Source organism: Nocardiopsis sp. NPDC007018 (assembly GCF_040635075.1).
Taxonomy (GTDB): domain Bacteria; phylum Actinomycetota; class Actinomycetes; order Streptosporangiales; family Streptosporangiaceae; genus Nocardiopsis.
The window spans coordinates 1-17,813 of record NZ_JBEYHA010000078.1 but is presented as its reverse complement, the minus strand read 5'-3'; the positions used below and the strand labels follow the sequence as shown (position 1 = coordinate 17,813).

General features: G+C 71.9%; 15 protein-coding genes and 1 pseudogene. 4 read left to right on the top strand and 12 right to left on the bottom strand.

The genetic code is table 11. From position 1 onward, the window contains the following. On the top strand, positions 1–402 hold a 402-nt coding region (locus ABZ635_RS25625; RefSeq protein WP_357769594.1), incomplete at its 5' end, for an ATP-binding protein. Positions 403–566: 164 nt separating this feature from the next. Beyond that, a complete protein-coding gene (locus ABZ635_RS25620) occupies positions 567–917 on the top strand; it encodes a hypothetical protein (protein WP_357769593.1) in 351 nt (116 codons plus the stop codon). A gap of 290 nt (positions 918–1,207) precedes the next feature. Here ABZ635_RS25620 and ABZ635_RS25615 read toward each other — a convergent pair whose 3' ends face one another. From ABZ635_RS25615 to ABZ635_RS25600, 4 genes and pseudogenes are all read right to left on the bottom strand, one after another. Then, positions 1,208–1,948, bottom strand: a complete 741-nt coding sequence (locus ABZ635_RS25615) for a hypothetical protein (protein ID WP_357769591.1) — start codon at positions 1,946–1,948, stop codon at positions 1,208–1,210. 16 nt (positions 1,949–1,964) lie between these two features. After that, positions 1,965–2,891, bottom strand: a complete 927-nt coding sequence (locus tag ABZ635_RS25610; protein WP_357769589.1) for a DNA-processing protein DprA — start codon at positions 2,889–2,891, stop codon at positions 1,965–1,967. Between the two features lie 489 nt (positions 2,892–3,380). Next, the gene (locus ABZ635_RS25605) at positions 3,381–3,902 is read right to left on the bottom strand and encodes a YbaK/EbsC family protein (RefSeq protein ID WP_357769587.1); all 522 of its coding nucleotides are present in this window, start codon (positions 3,900–3,902) and stop codon (positions 3,381–3,383) included. A gap of 163 nt (positions 3,903–4,065) precedes the next feature. After that, positions 4,066–4,913 (bottom strand): annotated as a pseudogene (locus ABZ635_RS25600) (ADP-ribosylglycohydrolase family protein). A 185-nt stretch (positions 4,914–5,098) separates the two neighbouring features. Between ABZ635_RS25600 and ABZ635_RS25595 the strand changes: the two are divergent. Beyond that, the gene (locus ABZ635_RS25595; RefSeq protein ID WP_357769585.1) at positions 5,099–6,859 is read left to right on the top strand and encodes a PASTA domain-containing protein; all 1,761 of its coding nucleotides are present in this window, start codon (positions 5,099–5,101) and stop codon (positions 6,857–6,859) included. Positions 6,860–7,307: 448 nt separating this feature from the next. Here the strand turns inward: ABZ635_RS25595 and ABZ635_RS25590 are convergent, their stop codons facing one another. Together ABZ635_RS25590 and ABZ635_RS25585 are read right to left on the bottom strand one after the other, a co-directional pair. Beyond that, complete coding sequence (locus tag ABZ635_RS25590; RefSeq protein WP_357769595.1) at positions 7,308–9,299, bottom strand: GAF domain-containing protein; 1,992 nt, start codon at positions 9,297–9,299, stop codon at positions 7,308–7,310. Then, entirely contained in the window at positions 9,296–10,186 is an 891-nt protein-coding gene (locus tag ABZ635_RS25585) for a 3-hydroxybutyrate dehydrogenase (RefSeq protein WP_357769583.1), read from the bottom strand. Before ABZ635_RS25585 ends, ABZ635_RS25590 begins: the two co-directional genes overlap by 4 nt. 290 nt (positions 10,187–10,476) lie before the next feature. On the opposite strand from ABZ635_RS25585, the gene ABZ635_RS25580 reads away from it, so the two are divergent. Further along, positions 10,477–11,718 carry a PHB depolymerase family esterase gene (locus tag ABZ635_RS25580; protein ID WP_357769581.1) on the top strand — a complete coding sequence of 414 codons (1,242 nt, stop codon included), beginning with the start codon at positions 10,477–10,479 and terminating at the stop codon, positions 11,716–11,718. A 9-nt stretch (positions 11,719–11,727) separates the two neighbouring features. Here ABZ635_RS25580 and ABZ635_RS25575 read toward each other — a convergent pair whose 3' ends face one another. From ABZ635_RS25575 to ABZ635_RS25550, 6 genes are all read right to left on the bottom strand, one after another. Further along, on the bottom strand, positions 11,728–11,967 hold the full coding sequence (locus ABZ635_RS25575; protein ID WP_357769579.1) for a hypothetical protein: 240 nt from the start codon (positions 11,965–11,967) through the stop codon (positions 11,728–11,730). 182 nt (positions 11,968–12,149) lie between these two features. After that, positions 12,150–12,632 (bottom strand): MarR family transcriptional regulator, encoded by a 483-nt coding sequence (locus ABZ635_RS25570; RefSeq protein ID WP_357769577.1) that lies wholly within the window; start codon positions 12,630–12,632, stop codon positions 12,150–12,152. Positions 12,633–12,814: 182 nt separating this feature from the next. Further along, complete coding sequence (locus ABZ635_RS25565; protein ID WP_357769575.1) at positions 12,815–14,542, bottom strand: AMP-binding protein; 1,728 nt, start codon at positions 14,540–14,542, stop codon at positions 12,815–12,817. Between the two features lie 282 nt (positions 14,543–14,824). After that, positions 14,825–15,496 (bottom strand): hypothetical protein, encoded by a 672-nt coding sequence (locus ABZ635_RS25560; RefSeq protein ID WP_357769573.1) that lies wholly within the window; start codon positions 15,494–15,496, stop codon positions 14,825–14,827. A gap of 289 nt (positions 15,497–15,785) precedes the next feature. Beyond that, a complete protein-coding gene (locus ABZ635_RS25555; RefSeq protein WP_357769571.1) occupies positions 15,786–16,250 on the bottom strand; it encodes a DUF6114 domain-containing protein in 465 nt (154 codons plus the stop codon). Continuing rightward, the gene (locus ABZ635_RS25550; RefSeq protein ID WP_357769569.1) at positions 16,241–16,882 is read right to left on the bottom strand and encodes a DUF6230 family protein; all 642 of its coding nucleotides are present in this window, start codon (positions 16,880–16,882) and stop codon (positions 16,241–16,243) included. Before ABZ635_RS25550 ends, ABZ635_RS25555 begins: the two co-directional genes overlap by 10 nt. Between the last annotated feature and the right edge of the window lie 931 nt (positions 16,883–17,813).

Genomic DNA, 17,813 nt, shown 5'->3' with positions numbered 1-17,813 from the left:
AACCCCCTGCTCACCCTCCCGGGCGAGGTGCGGGAGGAGATGGTGTTGTGCGTGAGCGAGATGTTCGCCAACGCCTGCGAGCACTCCCGCTCCGGCCAGGACCCGGACGGCAGGGTGGTCCGCACCCTGGAGACACCTGCCCCGGGCCTGGTCCGGATCTCGATCATCGACGACGGCACCAGGACGGACACCACCGGCTCCCTCCCGAAGGTTCCGCGCAGGAGGACCACGCGCGAGTGGGAGCAGGCCGAACGCGGCCGGGGTCTGCTGATGGTCGGCCACCTCGCGTCCCGGTGGGGGTTCCGGCCCGTGCTGGACTTCCCCTTCTGCGAAGGGCTCGGCACGGTCGTCTGGGCCGAGTTCACCCTCCCGGCCTTGGCCACCGCTGGGGGTACCCGATGACGGTGCAGGTCAGCGCTCAGGTTCGTGCCGAGGTGCGGTCGGTTCTGACCGCCCCGCGAGGTCACCGCTTCACCCGACCGACCGTGCATCCCCGGCGGGACCTCCCGGTTCCGCCGAAGGCACCCCAGACACAGGTACCTCAGACGGAGGCGACCCGCTCGGAAATGCCCTGGGAGGAGACCCACCAGGCCCGCCAGGAACGCCTGCTCCGCCAGATGAACGGCAACCCCCGGGTCGCGTACATGCTGCAACACGGGCCTGTCCCGCACTGGGTCAAGGTCGCCCGCCAGCACCGCGAACAGAAGGCCCGCGAAGCCCGACAGGCCACCGAAGCCCGAACCGAGCTGACCGAGACGGAACCGCAGCCCACCGTCCGCACCCGGGGCCGTCACCGGGCGCCCCGCCGCTGGTGGGGATGGCCCGCCACCGCCCTCGGAGCCACGCTCCTCCTGGGCCAGACCGCCCTGGAAACCCTGGGAGCGAGCCTGGCACCCGACATCGGCATCCCGATCTAACCCGACAGCGAGAACAGACCCGGTACACACCGCACGACCAACCGGGCCGAACAGGAAGTCAGAGGGCGGACGGCGGCTCCGGAATCACCTTCTGGAGCCGCCCTCCCGCTCCCACCCATGTACCAGCGCCTTCACGGGACCGGAGGGCTCGGCCCGGTGCGGGTGGAAACCGTTCGCGAACTCCACCCGGACCCGGTCGGCGACCTCGGGCACGGCGAGGGAGACGTGAACACTGTGCGGGCGGCCGAGACCCGGACTGGCTCCGGGACCTGGCCCGTTCACCACGCGCGTTAGTGCCAGACACATGAGTCGGGGTCGTAGGAGGCCTCTTTGAGCTCGGCGAGTAGCGGTTTGGCCGGTTCGTAGTCGGGATTGACCTGCCGAGCGAGAACGAGGGTGGCGACTCGTTCGGCCCCGGCGTTCTTCAGACAGTGCGCCGCTGACTGCGCCCTGGCTCCGCTCACCCATGTGTCATCGATCAGCAGCACGGCAGTAGGTCGTTCATCCACCGGAGTGACAGGCTTGGCGGTGAACCACTCGGTATGCACGGATCGCCGATTGGGATCGATACCCGCATTGAGGACGAGCTCGGCTCGCGGTAGGGGAATCATCGGCGAGAGCATGCTCTGCAAAGGGTGAACTGATCCGGGTCTCCTGGTGCTGGGAACAAAGGCCACGTGAGTGAAACCGGAGATCCCCAGGCGCTTCTTCACACAGGTGAGATGACGGCCGCAGAAATACCAGAACAAGCAGGTCAGGCGCAGCTGGGCTTCGCTGCTGGGGCGAGGGGACTTGTAGGCGCGTAGATCGTGGGCCGCCTGGTTGTCGGACGTGTATCCGAGACGGTAGGTCAGTGGGGTGACCACGTCGGCCACCTGGCCCTTGCCCTGCGTTCTGTTCAGAGCGTCGACGCAGTTGCCGCACCGCTCCGAACTCGCGGGCATGGCGCCAAAGCACACGGGGCAGACCCCAGCCGAGTCGACCAGAACCGGTGTCAGGTAGTTGCTCTGCTCAGTGACAGAGCGCAGCACGATCTCTCGTGCGGGTCTACCAGGCAAACGCCTCTTCCTTAGTGAAGTCGGTCTGCTGCGTGATGTCAGCCGCGGTGGTCGCCGCGTCGCGCAGCCGAGACTCCACCGTGGCGATCGTCTGCACCATGTTATCGACGACGTGCACCCCAGGTCGAGTGGCGAATTCCCGTGCCCACTGATTGACCAGGAGTTCCCTCGGAAAAATAAGAGGACGGCCGTGTTGGAGGGCATATCTGGCCTGGATACGCGCTCCACTGTGTTCCCCGGCCTCGACCACGATGGTCGCCGCCGCATAACCGCTCATGACCGCGTTGCGCATGGGGAAGGAAGCCTTGGTCGGAGGTGACCCTGGAAGGAACTGGGACAACAGCATGCCGCGTGTGGCGATCTCATCCTGGAGATCCCTGTTCTTCGCCGGGTAGTACCGGTCGATTCCGGTGCCCATGACCGCGACGGTACGACCACCCCGGTCCAGCGCGGCTCTGTGGGCCGCCGTGTCCACACCCTCGGCAAGACCGCTCACGACCGTGACGTTCATGTCGGCCAGGCGTGAGGCGATGTTGTAGGCCATGCGCAGCCCGTGTTCCGATGCCTTGCGGGACCCGACGACCGCGATGGCGCGAGGGTCGGCGTGGAGCGTCCCCCGAGTGAACACCACGGGAGGCATCTCGTGGATGTCCCGTAGCTGGTCGGGGTAGGCACTGTCAGTGAAGGAAAGAACCCGAACGCCCTGGTTCCCGCAGGATTCGACCAGCGAACGCGCCTCGACCACTTCGGGTGCCTGCTCGATCAGCTGGGGGAAGAGCGAGTCCTGAAGCAGGGTCCGTTCCAGCACGGAGGAGGCACTACCGGCCTCCATCACCTCATCAGTGACCGCTGCCCGACGCGCGCCTCTGCGCAGCAGTAGAGCGAGCATCGCTGTTCGCTCATCGATGGGGTGCATGCCACCGATAGTAGAAGCTGACCTGCTGGTTCCCAACCCTGGCATGGCTCTCGACTTCCTCGGTTCGTGCTGGTGCTCCGCTTCGCCTGGTGCGTACGGGTGTTCGCTTTCTATGGTATGTACTGCTCTGACATTTGGAAACGACTGCCTGCTACCGGCTTCGTGTGGCGGTCCGCACGAGCCGACTCCCCTGGACTGCTCGGTCACTGGAGCGACGAACGCGCCTTCCTTCGGCAAGGCCGTCGCGGTCGGTCACGGCGTGCCGGGAGTGCGACCCGAACACGGACACCGGCCGGGCCCCTTCGTCCCCGCCCACGCCCCAGCCCCCGCACGCACCACTTCCGGTCAGGGCTGTCGTGCGGCCCGATATGTCCCAAGACCGGGTACTTAGGGCGCGCACTGTTGACCTGCCGAAACCCGCCTTAACCACTCGTGGATTTGTCGACAAATCGACTCAGGGGCGTCCCCCTGGAAGCGAAACCCCGCCCCCTACCGGGTCAGCGACAACACCTCGGCGCCCGGAAGCTCCGCCAGCAGCGGCCCCGGCACCCGCAGCTTGGAACTGCGCAACCCGCTGCCCACCACGACCCACGGGGTGTCGTACACCCGCTTGTCCACCAGCACCGGCCACCCGGCGGGCAGCCCGAACGGCGTGATCCCGCCGTACTCCATGCCCGTCAGCCCGGTGGCCTCGTCCATCGGCGCGAACGACGCCTTCCGGGCCCCCAGGTGTCTGCGCAGCACCCCGTTGACGTCCGCCCGGTCCGTGGCCAGCACCACGCACGCCGCGTACGTCACCTCACCGCCGCGCTTGGCCGACAGCACCACGCAGTTCGCGCTGGTGTCCAGGGTCAGCCCGTACGCCGCGCAGAACTCGGCGGTGTCCGCCAGCTCCGGGTCGATCGCCGCCGCCCGCACCGAACCGTCGAACGGCGCGATGGCGGCGCGCACGGGGTCAGCCGTCAGCTCCGGGTGATCGTGCGCAGGCACCCACTCGATCCGCTCCGTCATGGCCGCTCCCCGTTCCCGTACCGATCCGCGTTCCCGCCTTCGTGCGCCACCATGATGCCGCACGCCCGGCCCCCGCCCGCATACGGACGCACGACGTCGTCGGAACCGCGCGCCCCCGGGCAGCACGCTGCGCGCGGCCCCGGAAACCCTCCGTGCCGGGGGCTCAGCCCCCGTGCCTGCGCACGATCAGCCCGGCCAGCTCCGCCAACCCCCGCGCCCGGTACCCCGGCCACCCGTGCACCGCCGCCAGGTACTCCTCCGGGATGGCCGAAACCCCCCACCGCGCCCCGACCAGCGCACCGGCGATCGCCGCGACGGTGTCGGTGTCGTCCCCCGCCCGCACGGCCGCCCGCACCGGGGCCGCGAACCGCTCCGGGTCCCCCGCCTCCACCGGTCGTCCGACCCCTCCGCCACCGCCACCCGGACCGCCTCGCACCACAGCACGCACGCCTGGGCGGCCAGCGGATCGCCGTGGGTGAGCAGGCTGTACACGCTCGCGGTCTCGGCCAGCTCGTGGCGGTCGCCGAGATGGGCCAGGGCCAGCGGCGCGGTCCGCATCAGCGACCCGTTGCCCGCGCACCGCTCCCCCGCACCGAACATCCGCGCGGACATCCGGGTCATCGACTCCGCCGCGCGGGTCGCCCCCGTGGAGTCGGCGGCCAGCGCGCGCTCGGTGTCCTCCAACACGAACTCGGTCTGCGTCCCGATGTCGGTCGCGCCGTCGCGCCGCCACCCCAGGAACGCCCGGGCGGTCTGCTCCAGGGCCGGGCCCGAACGCGGTGCGTCGTGGTCCCGCAGCGCCTCGGCGACGCACACCGCCATCTGGGTGTCGTCGGAGTACTCGCCCGGCGCGTAGGGGCCCAGGCCGCCGCCGACCATCTCCGGAACCTCGGCCTCGGAGAGCCGCCCCGCGAACTCGTAGGGGACCCCGAGCGCGTCGCCGCACGCGGCCCCCAGCAGGACCCCGGCGGCCCGGTCGTCCCGGTCGTTGCCGCTACCGACGGTGTTCATGGCACCTCACAGGAGGAAGGAGGGAACTCTGGCCGACTGCTCCCCGCAAGAATCGCACGGGCCCCCGACACCACGCGGCGGGGATTCGGACAGGAGGCACCGTCTGACCGCTTTCGCCGTTCGGTGTCCGTATCGGGCCTGTTGGAGGGGGAACGGCCTGGTTTCGGCGCCGTACGATCCGACCCATGGAGTCCCCCACCCCCTCCCCCCTCACCGGCGTCACGCTGCACGGACGCGTCCTCCTGGGCAGGCGCTCTGGCGGCGACGGCACGGTGTCCGTGTACGACGGGCTCGACACGGTGGCGGACCGGCTGGTCACCGTCACGCTGCTCGACCCGGCCCGCGCCGCCGACCCCGCCGACGCCCACGCGTTCCTGAGCCGGTCACAGACCCTGGCCGGGCTCGACTCGCCGCACCTCGTGCGGGTGCTCGGCGACGGCAGGGACGGCGACCGCGTGTACCTGGTCACCGAGCCCGCTCCGGGGGAGACGCTGCGCGCGGTGCTCGGGGGCGGAGACCGGGGGCTCGGCTACGCTCCGCACACCGCGCTGAGCATCACGGCCGACGTCCTGGAAGGGCTCCGGGCCGCCCACGACGAGGGCCTGGTGCACGGCGGCCCCACCGCGGACGACGTGGTGCTGGACGACGACGGCCGGGTCACGCTCGGCGGTTTCCGGCTGCCAGGTGCCGAGGAGCTGACGCCGCGTACCGACGTGCACGCCGTGGGCAGGCTGCTGCACGCCCTGCTCACCGGCGACCTCCAGGCGGAGGAGGGGGTGTCGCTGCGCCCGTCGGCCACCGTCCCCGGACTGCCGCCGGACCTCGACATGCTGGTCGCCAACGCCACCGAACCCAACCCGCGCTACCGCCCGCGCGACGCAGGTCAGTACCTCACCCTGGTCGAACAGGTACTGAGGTCGCTGGCCCGGCCGCTGGACGAGGCGGGGACGGCGACCCAGCCGATCCCCGTGGTGGACGCTGACACGTTCGCCGACGCGTTCGCCACCGACCCCTCCCCGAGCCGGGAGCGGGGCGCCCCGCCCCGGTGGCGGCGCCTGCCGGTGCTGGCCGCAGCCGGGGTGGGCCTGCTGGTGTTGGCCGCCGCCGGGTGGGCGCTGGTCCCGGGAGAGGACCCCGCGCTCCCCGACCTCGCCGGGTACTCCCCCGAGCGGGCGGAAGCCGCGCTGGCCGCCCTCGAACTCGACCTCACCTTCACCTACGAGGACGCCTACAGCGAGGACGTCGCCCCGGGAGAGGTGGCCTCAACCGACCCGGCGGCCGGGACGGAGCTGGAGGGCGGCGAGGCGGTGCTCATGTCGCTGTCGGTCGGCCCCCGGCACGCGGAGGTCCCGGACGTCGTGGGCGGTACGGAGAACGACGCCCGCAACCTGCTGCGCGGGGCCGGGTTCACCGAGGTCGAGGTGGTGCAGGAGCACTCCGCCGAGGAGACCCCGGGCACCGTGCTCTCGTCGGACCCCGAGGTCGGCCAGGACGGCGACCGCGAGGAGGCGGTCACCCTGTACGTCAGCGAGGGCGTCGTGGTCCCCGCGATGGCGGGCACGGGTCGGGCCGAGGCCGTGGACCTGCTGTCCGGGATCGGGCTGACGGTGTCGGTGGTGGAGGCGCCGAGCGACACGGTCGCGGCTGGGCTGGTCAGCGGCCAGAACCCGGAACCCGGCACGATCCTGCCCGAGGACGGCGCCGTCACCCTCACCGTCTCCACCGGGCCGGAGGAGGTCGCCGACGACGACGGCGCCGAGGAGGGAGGGCAGGCCGCCCCCGACGCCTCGTGCGCGGTCGCCGCCTGGGACGCGTCCACCGTCTACGACCGGGGAGACCGGGTCCTCTACGAGGGACGGGTGTACGAGGCCCGCTGGTGGATTCAGGCCTTCCCGCCGGACGTGGCCGGGGAGTGGGGCGCCTGGGCCGACCAGGGCCCCTGCTGACCGGCCCTCCGGCCGGGGAGGCACCCGGGTGGGAGCCCGTCCCGCGCGTGTTCACCTCCTCTCCGGGTTCCCCGGCCCTCCGGCCGGAACCCTCGGGCCTCAGCCTGACGGGGTGGAGTCCGCGACGTGGTCCCGGGCCCACTGCCGCAAGCCCGGGGCGTGGCGTCCCAGCACCCGTGTGACGTCACCGGACACCACCTCCGGAACCCCGAAGTCTGCGCAACCCCGCCTGTGGTGCGCAAGGGCACCGGTTCGAGGTCGAATACATGTACGGGCTACATGCGAAACCGGTCACTCCAGCCCTACCTTCGGTTTGGCGCCCCCATCCCCCATCACGGGCGGTCGCGCGGCAGCGGAGGCGGGCGCCGACTGGAGGAAGAAACGCGCACGTCCCACCTGGTGGCCGGAACCCTCGGGACCGTCCTCGCCCAGCAGAACGCTGTTCTCGTCAACCGCCGCCCTGCTCGCCGAGCAGGTCCACGCCCTTGTCGAGCAGACCGTGCAGGTGGAGGGCGAGCTGTAGCTCCAGCGCGCGGTCGGGGAGCTGCCAGTCCTCCCCGATCAGCTGACCGATCCGCTCCAGGCGCTGTGCCACGGTGTTCACGTGGATGTGCAGGTCGTCCTTGGCGCGCGACAGGTTCCCCCCGGCCGCGAAGTAGGCGCGCAACGTCTCCACCAGCAGGGTCCCGCGCCGGGTGTCGTACTCCAGGAGCGGGCCCAGCGCGGCCGCCACGAAACCGGGCACGTCCCGGTCCTGGCTCAGCAGGAGCCCCGAGAACCCGAGGTCGTCGGCGGTGGCGGCGTGCCCCACCCGCCCCAGGGCCCGCAGGGTCTGGAGGCACCGCACCGCCTCGGCGAACGCGCCCCTGAAGCTCTCCAGGCCCCGTGTGGGCCCGGCCAGTCCGGCCGTCACCGGGCCGTTGGCGGCGGCCGACAGCTCGGCCGCCACCCGTTCCCCCGCCTCTGAGGGGTTCGAGCCGGGCAACGCCAGCACCAGCCGCCCGCCCCGCGCCGCGGCCAGCCCCCCGACCGTCTCCGCGGCGAACGCGGCGGCGGAACGCAGCCGCTGCGGGTCTCCCCCCGGCGCCTCCGCCACCACTAGTACGTGCGGGGCGTCCAGGTCCGCGTGGAGCAGCGCCGCGCGCTGACGCAGCGACACCGGGTCGCGCGCGGGCACCTCCAGGAGCTCGTTGAGCAGGTCGCCGCGCACCCGGTGCTCGGTCTCGCTCACCGAACGGCGGATGAGCAGGAGCAGGGCGGTGACCATCGCGGCCCGCTCCAGGACCCTCTGGTCGGTGCTGTCCAGTTCCACCCCGCGCAGGACGAGCGTGCCCAGGGGTTCGGTTCCGGCCGTCGCCGCCGCCACCCAGGCGTCTGCGACGGCGACCGCCCGACCACTGGCCAGCGAGGAGCGGGCCGCCTCCGCGAGCCCGGCGTCCCCCTCGCCGATCGGATCGCCCCCGACCACGGCGTGATCGCAGGTCGTCCCGTCCGGAGACGCGGTCACCGACTCGTCGGAGGTCCGGTCGTGGATGAGCACCGTGCCGCCCAACACCTCGGCGACCGCCGCCGCGACCTCCCGCACCCCGCCGCCGTCGAGCACGAGGTCCGTGAACCGGTCGTGCGCGGCCGCCGACCGCTCCACCGACGCCGTGTGCCGTTGCAGGCGCTCGTTCACCGTGTGCAGTTCGTCCAGGGCCCGCCGCGTGTCGTCGATGAGGTTCGCGTTGTCGATCGCGATCGCCGCGTGCGTGGCCAGCGACGACAACAGCGCCACCTCCGTGTGCGCGAACGGCCGCTCCCGGCGGTTGGCCGCGAACAGCACCCCCACCCGGCGCCCGTTCATCCGCAGCGGCACCCCCAGGATCGCGACCAGCCCCTCCTCACGCACGCCGTTGTCGATGTTGTCGGCGTGCTCGAAACGGGGGTCCGCGAAGTAGTTGGCCGTCACGTACGGCAGCGACGTGCTCGCCACCAGGCCGCCCAACCCCTTGCCCGGCGCCAGCCGGAGCCGCTGGAAGGTCGCCGAGACCGACCCCGACGTCACCCGCATGTAGGTGTCGCCCGCCTCCGGGTCGCTCAGGGTCAGGTACGCGACGTCGGTCCCCAGCAGGTGCCGGGCCCGCTCCACGATCGCCCGCAGCACCTGGTCGAGGCTGCGCATCCCGGCGAGGTCGTTGGCGGTCTCGAACAGCGCGCTCAGCTCGGACTCGCGCCGCTGCCGGTCCCGCAGCACCGACCGCACCCGCAGCGCCGCCAGCTTCGCGTGCTCCAGGGCGGCGACGGTCTGAGCGTCCGAACCGTCCGAGCGCGCCAGAAGCACCGGCCGCTCGTACTCCACGGCCGGTGCGTCGCGCAGCAGCAGCTCCAGGAAGAGCGTCTGCCGGTCGGCCCCCGACCTCTCGGGGGAAGCGTCCTGAGGGTCAGGGGAGGTGTTCAGCTCGAACTCCAGGCTCCGTCGATGGGTAGGGAGGCCCCGTTGACGAACGACGCGTCGTCGGAGCACAGGTAGGCGACCATCTCGGCCACCTCGGAGGGTTCGATCAACCGCTTCAGGGGGGTGCGGGCCAGCAGTACGTCGGAGAGCACCTGCTCCTCGGGGAGGCCGTGCGCCCGAGCCTGCTCCGCGATCTGCCGCTCCACCAGCGGGGTCCGCACATATCCGGGGTTCACACAGTTGGAGGTCACCCCGTGTGGGGCCCCCTCCAGGGCGACCACCTTCGAGAACCCCTCCAGCCCGTGCTTGGCCGCCACGTAGGCGGACTTGAAGGCGGAGGCGCGCAGCCCGTGCACCGAGGAGATGTTGACGATCCGGCCCCATCCGCTCTCGTACATGTGCGGCAGGGCCCCGCGCACCACGCGGAACGGTGACTCGACCATGAGTCGAAGGATGAGGGAGAAACGCTCCGGAGGGAAGTCCTGGACGGCGGCGACCGTCTGCACACCCGCGTTGTTCACCACGATGTCGGCGCCCCGGGCCGCCTCCTCGGCGGCGTCGAGGTCGGTCAGGTCGAGTTCGACCACCTGGCCCGCCCCCAGCGCGGAGAGTTCGGCGAGGGCGGCGCCGTCGACGTCGACCAGCCGGACCGAGGCGCCCGCGGCGGCCAGGCGCAGCGCGCACGCGCGCCCGATACCGCTGGCGGCACCGGTCACCAGCGCGGTCCGGCCCGTGAGGTCGACCCGGGTGGTGTGGGGGGACGGGGAGGCGGCGGGAGGCGCCGGGGCTCCGGGGGCGGGCGGCGCGCCGGGGGAGGAGCGGGGGGAGGGCTCGACCGGCGAGCCGGAGGCCTGCCGTGCGTCGTCCGACGGGAACTCGTGCGTCGTCATGCCAGCAAACTAGGCGCGGCCCGCACACCGGGGGATAGGGGAGGCGGACACACCCCGGCGCGCTCCCATGTGGGCCCGGGCCATGGGGGAGGGGAGGGTTGTGGGCTTCCCACCCGTCAGGGTTATGTGATCGGGCTCTCACCACCATGTCGCGCACGTCACGTCCTGCCTAGGATTCCGTGCACCGGTTCGGCCGAACCACCCCCGCTCGTCACCCAGCCCCCCGGAGCCGCGCCATGCACTCCCCCTCCGCCCACCCCTCAAGCATCTCCACTCCTTCAGGTGTCCCCGTGAGCGCGCGCCAGCCCGACCCGGTCGCGCCGCGCCTCGTGGCGCCCGCCCTCGCCGTGATCGCGGTGCTCGTGGTGGCCGTGGCCGCGCTGGTGGTCGCCGCCCCGCGCGCCTCGGCCGCCACACTCGCTCCGGTGCCCTCGTTCGGCACCAACCCGGGCAACCTCGCCATGTACGAGTACGTCCCCGACGGACTCACGGAGGGCGCGCCGCTGGTGGTGCTCCTGCACGGCTGTACCCAGGACGCCGCCGCCTACCACCGTGGCTCCGGCTGGGCCGAGCAGGCCGACGCGTCCGGCTTCGCCCTGGTGTACGCCGAACAGAAGGCCGCCAACAACGCCAGCCGCTGCTTCAACTGGTTCGAGCCCGGCGACGTGGCGCGCGGCTCGGGAGAGGCCCGCTCGATCGCCTCGATGGTCGAGCACGCCGTCTCCCGGTACGGTCTGGACGCCGGACGCGTCCACGTCTCCGGGCTGTCCGCGGGCGGCGCCATGACGGCCGAGCTCCTGGCCGCCTACCCCGACCTCTTCGCCGGGGGCGGCGTCGTCGCCGGTGTCCCCGTGGGGTGCGCCAGCGGGATGCTCGACGCCTTCACCTGCATGAACCCCGGCAAGACCCAGACGCCGCAGCAGTGGGGCGACCGCGTCCGGGCCAAGCTCCCGGACGGAGCCGACCTCCCGCGCGTGGCGGTCTGGCACGGGACGTCGGACTCAACGGTGGCCCCCGCCAACGGTCGGGCCGCCGTCTCACAGTGGGTGAACGCGTGGGGGCTGCCCACCTCGCCCGACGCGACGGAGGGCCTGCCCGGCGCCACGACCGCCGAGTACTACGGCGGCGGGGCGGAGGACGCGTCGGTCGCGTCCTTCACCGTGGCTGGGATGGGGCACGGAACCCCGGTCGACCCCTCGTCGGGCTGCGGCACGGCGGGCGCGTACTTCCTCGACACGGTCTGCTCCGCCGGGTACACGGCCCGGTTCTGGGGGATCGGCGGCGTCGGGGGCGGTGCGCCCACCGAGAGCCCGACCGAAGCGCCGACCGAGGGCCCGACCGAGGCGCCGACGGGGGAGTGCGTGGCCGCGAGCAACTACGCCCACGTGAGCCAGGGAAGGGCCGAGCGCCGCCTCGGCTACACCTACGCGCTCGGTTCCGGTGACCCGCTCGGGCTCTGGAACACGGCCGTGCGCACCTCGCTGACCGAGACCTCGCCCGGCCACTGGAAGCTCACCCCGGGGGCCTGCTGACGGGCCGGGTCACCACCCCGATCCGCCGGAGTCCCGGGCCAGGTCGCCGAAGTGCGCGGCCGCGGCCCCCAGGGCGAAGTGCGCCGCCTGGTGCTCCGTCATCGGGACGATCCCGGCGGGCACCTGGACCCTGAACGGGAACTCGTCCTCGGGGTGGATGCGGAAGTCGTCGATCACCCCCTGGGAGAGCAGGAGGGTCAGGGCCTCGCGGACGCGGCCGTTGCGGTTGTCTGACGCCCAGATCGACATGACTCCACGGTAACCCGAGAGAGTCCGGGGGGCCGTGCGGACGGACGCTTCGGTCCGTCCGCACGGTTTCCCCTCCTCGGGTTCGGAGAGCGGGCACGACCCCCGTGGTGCCCGGCTCCGACACCGTGTCCCCAAGGGACGCCTCGGTCCCCGAAGGGACGCCTCGGTCCCCCAAGGGACGGCTAGGGTTCCTCGACGCGGGCCTCACCCGCGAGAACGTGGGCGGTCAGTCTGCGCAGAGCGAGCCTGGTCGCCTCGAACTCCTCCGCGGGAAGGTCGATGACCCGCCCGATCGCCTCCGGGATGCCCCGGGCGCGGGCCCGCAGCGCGGAGCCCTCCTCGGTGGCCGCGACCAGAACCGAGCGTTCGTCGGCGGGGTCGCGCTCCCGGCGCAGGAGCCCGTTGGACTCCAGGCGCTTGAGCAGCGGGGTGAGAGTGCCGTAGTCGAGTTGTAGTACCGCGCCGATCTCCTTGACCGCGCACTCTCCGCGTTCCCACAGGAGCATCATGACGAGGTACTGGGGGTAGGTCAGGCCGAGAGGGTCCAGCAGCGGGCGGTAGAGGTTCGTGACCGCACGCGAGGCGGCGTACAGCGCGAAGCACATCTGCTCGTCGACTGCCGGGAGCTCGAAGTCGCCCCTTGGGGCGGGGGATCGGTCGGGCATCGTTCCACATCGTAGTAACCACGCACCCGATGTCAAAGCCCACAATTGCCTTGCGCGCAAGCAAAAAGAGGACAAAGGGCAACAAGGTGCGCACGGGCGTCAGGAGCGCGCCGGGCGGCGCCGGGCGGGAGAGGGCCGGAGCCCCCCACCGTGACCAGTGTCCCCCACCCGGGCCCGCACCGCTATCCTTCGGAGACGGTACTGCTCGGCAGCCGCCGCTTCACCACCTTCCCGGTCGCGTTGCGCGGCAGCTCCGCCAGGAGCACCACGTCCCGCGGCACCGAGAACCGGCCGAGCGCCTCGCGCACGTGCATGCGAAGCTCGTTCGGGTCCACCGTCCGGCCCTCGTGCGCCACCACGTAGGCGGCGAAACGTTGGCCGAACTCCTCGTCCGGCACCCCCGTCACCACCACCTCGCGCACCGAGGACATCGTCACGATCGCCTCCTCCACCGGACGCGGAAAGACGTTCTCCCCGCCCGAGACGATCATGTCGTCGTCGCGCCCGGCCACGTGGAGCAGACCGTGCTCGTCCACGTAGCCGCGGTCACCGGTCTCCATCAGTCCGGCGGACATACGTTTGGTTTTTCCGTTGGTGTATCCGTCAAAGAGCATTTCGTTGGCGACGTGGATCGCGCCCCTGCTCCCCTGAGGGACCTCCCGGCCCCGCTCGTCGAGCACCGCGATCCGCGTGCCGAGCGGCGGGCGCCCGGCGGTGGTGGGCGACAGCCTGAGGTCCTCGGGGGTGGCGATCGTGGCCCACGAGACCTCGGTCGACCCGTACAGGTTGTAGACGACGTCCCCGAACGCGTCCATGAAGTCGCTGATCAGCTGCGGGCTCATCGCCGAACCGCTGCACGCCACCACCCGCAGCGACGAGGTGTCGTACCGCTCGCGGGTGGACCTGGGCAGGTCCATGATCCTGCGCAGCATCACCGGCACCGCGAACAACACCGTGCACCGCTGCTCCTGGATCGTGCGCAGTACGTCCTCCGGCTCGAACAACCGGCGCATGACCAGCGTCGCCCGCATCGACATGCCCAGCTGCACCCCGGCCAGCCCCCAGGTGTGGAAGACCGGCGCCGACACCAGGATGCGGTCACCGGAGCCCAGCGGTATGCGCGACAGGACCGAGGCGGCGTCCTGCGGCCCCTTCGGCGTGGGACGGCGGGCCCCCTTCGGAGTACCGGTCGTCCCTGAGGTCAGCACGATCAGACGGCCGGGGCTCTCGGGCGGCGGCGGGTCCTGCGCCGTGTCCCGCGACACCGAGGCGACGTCCTCAAGGGAGGGGACCCGGCGGCCCCGCGCGCCCGGGTCGCCCCAGGCCGTCAACCGTGGGACCTCCGGCCCGAGGCCCCGGTACAACTCCTCGAACTCGGCGTCCGCCACCAGCACCTCGACATCGTTGCGCCGCATCACGTCGAGCAGGGGAGCCGCCGCCAGACCGGTGTTGAGCAGGACGGCGTCCGCGCCCAGACGTCCGCAGGCGATGGCGGCCCGCACGAGCCCGCCGTGGTTGCGGCACAGCACGCCCACCCGGGTCCCCCGGCCCACGCCCAGGCCGTGGAGGTCCCGGGCGAGGGCGCGTCCGAGCAGGTTCATCTCCCCGAAGGTCGCGCTGCCGGAGTCGTCGATCACCGCCACCTGGTCGGGTACCCGCTCCCCGGCGGCCGCGTAGCCGCCCGCGATGGTGGCGCCCCAGGTGCGCAACGCCCGGAGCTGGCGCACGATCCGGTCCGGGCGGCCGGGTGCCAGGACCCCGGCCCGCACGAGCACCCGGGCCACCCGGAGGGTGTGGCGCAGCCGCGACACGGCGGAGGCAGCGGAGACGGCTGACACGGCGGGGTCGGGCGGCGCCGGGGGCCGCGGGGTCTCGGGTGGGACGGACGGGCTGCCGGATGAGGACGCCATGAGGTCTCCGAGGGGTCCGGGGACGGGCGAAGCGGTCCGCGCCCTCCGAGGAGCCTTCGCCTCGTGACTCCACGGAGTACTGCGACGGTAGGCGAGGAGGCCGCGGTCTTTCTCCGTCGCGGGGTGAGTGACTGCCGGGACGCGGTTGTCACCGGGGGAGTGGCGGAGCGGGGCCACGGGTGTGGAGACACCCGGTCGAGAGGCCGAGAAGTCGAGAAGTCGACACGGGAGGCCGGAGCGCGGGCCGGACCGCGGAGGACGCCGCGGCCCGACCCGGCCGGATCAGCCGGTCACCGTGATGGGGCTCGCGGGATCGTCCGCGTTGGTGACGGAGTAGGTCGCCGAGAACCCGGCCGTGTCGACGTTGGGGCAGCCGAAGCCACCCTCCACGACGACGGCGGTCGAGGTGTCGAAGGCCAGCGTGGACGCCGGGTCACCGTTGCTCCACACCCCCTCGATCGGGGCTTCCGCGTCGGGGCTGACCGTGGCGGTGCAGGTCGCCAGACCGGTCGTGTTCACCACGATCCCCGCCGCCGGAACGACCATGGTCGCGACCGACGGCGACCCGTTCTGCATCGTCATCTGCCAGACCGGGTCGTTCACGGTGACGGTCGCGTTCACCAGCACCACGTCGGTCGTGCAGTCCGTGAAGGTGGGGGCGTTGATGGGGCCGCCCACCGCTCCGTCCGGGTTGTGGTTGTCGGGGGCCTCGGGAACGAGGTTGTTGCCGTTGCCCGGGTCGGTCACCGACACACCGCAGGTGATGGTGACGTCCCCGGCGGTGAAGACGGCCGAACCGACCAGTTCGGCGCTGAAGGCGGCGCCCGCGGGCTCGACGGTGGTCGGGCCCTGCTGGGAGGCGAGCGCGGTGCCTCCCCAGCTGAGGACGAGTCCGCCGATCGCGGAGGCGGCCAGGCAGGAGCGGGTGCGGGATCTCGGTCGCGGAACCGACATGGGAACTCCTTGTATGGGGTGGCCGGGCGGCACGAGCGGCCGGAGCCCGGCACGACGGGAGGGGGAACGCGCCGACGTAGGTCGAGGTCACTTGCCGAACGGGAGAACCGGGACGCGCGGGCGCGGGGTGGGTCGGGGTGCGGTGCCCGCACGCCCCGGTGGTCAGGGGGCCGTCACCGGTGTGGAGCCGGTGCGGGAACGGTCGAGAGCGGGGACCGGGCTCCCGGCCACGGGGCGGGCCGGTTCCGGACGGGGGCCGCGCTCCGGGAACTGGGCTCAGAACCGGGGATCACTGCGACGGGCGTCCCGCCGAAGCGACCTCCTCCGGGCCGGAGCCGGAACGCTCGCGGAACCGCCTCCCCCGGCGGCCGCGACGGCGCCGGGCAGGACGCGCGACGGGACGCCACGAGAACGCCAGCCCGCCGCCGACCAGGGCCAGGAGGGTGCCGACGACCAACCCGCCGAGGTTGGACAGGATCAGCGCCCCCAGGGCGATGAACCCGGCCAGGCTGCCGGTGATCACGTGTTGGTTCGGGGTGAACCAGGTGACCAGGCCGAGCACGACCAGCATCCCGCTGAACACCAGCGTGGATACGGCGCCCACCCCGAGGTAGAGCATCAGCTCCACGGGGATACGCGTGACCAGCAGCATCTCCACCCCGGCCAGGATCATCAGCAGACCCGCCAGGAACGGACGGCGCCGGCGCCAGCGGGTCCAGGCGGTCCACGGCTTCCGCGCTCCCCTCAGAAGCACTCGTCGACCCCGCGGGAGATGCCGAGACTGAGGTTGTGCAGTTTGAAGGTGCCGGCCGAGGCGGCCCGAGCGGTCTGCTCCAGGTCCTCGACCACGATGGTCTCCGACTGCATACCGAACAGGTCGGTGTGCCCGCGCCCCCGGCCGAGGCCGTCCGGCCCCTGGTCCAGGGTGGAGGCGTCCCGGCCGATCTCCATGTCCGTGAACTCGGCGTTGCCGTCCATCTGCTCCATGTCGATGACCAGGTCGGTCGCCTGCACCGGGGTCCCCGCGTCACCGGCGGTCAGCCTCAGGGAGATCGCACCGACGAGCGGGAACTCGGTGGTGAGAACGGACTGGCACAGCCCGTGGATCTCGGCGGAGCTGATCCCGGCCGTCGCCGTGGGAACCGCCTGGTCGCGGACGGTCGCGTTGACCCAGCCGAACTGGGTGAAGCCCTCGCCGCGCATCTCGTCGGCGGAGATCTTGAACTGCTGGCCGGAGATGCTGAACGAGGCGGCCAGGGCCCCGCTCGCCATCGCCACCAGAATGCCGCCGACGGCGGCGACAGCGGGGACGCAGAAGAGAGCGAAGCGCTTCCCACTGGTGTGACTGGCGGGGATCTCGGCGCTGTCGGGGGATGTGGGGTCCATGCGGTTCCTTCCAGGGGTGCATGGCCGCGCTGCGCCCGCCGTCCCCCCGAACATCCGGCACGCGGCCTGGCCGTGGCCCCACCCGTGTTGGGCAGGGCGCCGGGCCAGAGAAAGTGTTCCAGTTCGCCACATCATGTATCGGCTCCGCCCGGATTTCAAGGGAGGGACAACAACTCTTCGGGTCCTTTCACGAGCGGGCGAAGAATGATCTTGAAGACGCACGATTCCGGCTCTGACGTGCGACGAAGCCGAATCACGGCGTTGTCGGCGATCGCGTGACAAAGCAGCCGCGAGTTCCGGAGAGAGGCCGTCCGAAGCACGGCGCCCTTTTGTCACCCGGTTGAGCGGAAGGGCCCCGCCCACCACTCATTTCGGTGAGTACCGGGTGCCTGGGGGAGGCGTGGGAACGCCGGTGCGGGGTCGGGGAGCGGCGCGGCATCCGAAGGTGACGGCAAGGCGCGGCATCCGAAGGTGACGGCAAGACGAACGCGCGCGCCCGCGCGCGCGAGGGTGACGGAAAAGGGCGAGGGTGACGGTAGGGGAGGGGTGGGCCGAGCAGGACGGGGCCGACGGGTCTGGCCGCACGACGGAAAGCGGTTGACAGCGCAGGAGTGGTGACCGGTGACACAGGGGCTCCGGTTTGCCTGGGGTCGGGGCTGGGGGTAGTGTTCACCAGGTCGCCGCGAGACGGTGAGCGGCCCGCGAGGGTCGACTCGAAACCGGGTCGCGATCTCAGACATCCCCTCCGAAGAACTCCGGTCCAAGCAGTGCTCGGGCCATGTAAACTCGGAGAGTCGCTTCAAAGGAAACAGGCACAAGCCGCAAGGCGCCCGAAGCCACACGAAGCACAACGGGCTTTACCCCGATCTCGTGTCAAGCGGAAACGCTGCCACAAACCGCCGATTTGGCGGGGCGCGGAACACCTGATAAA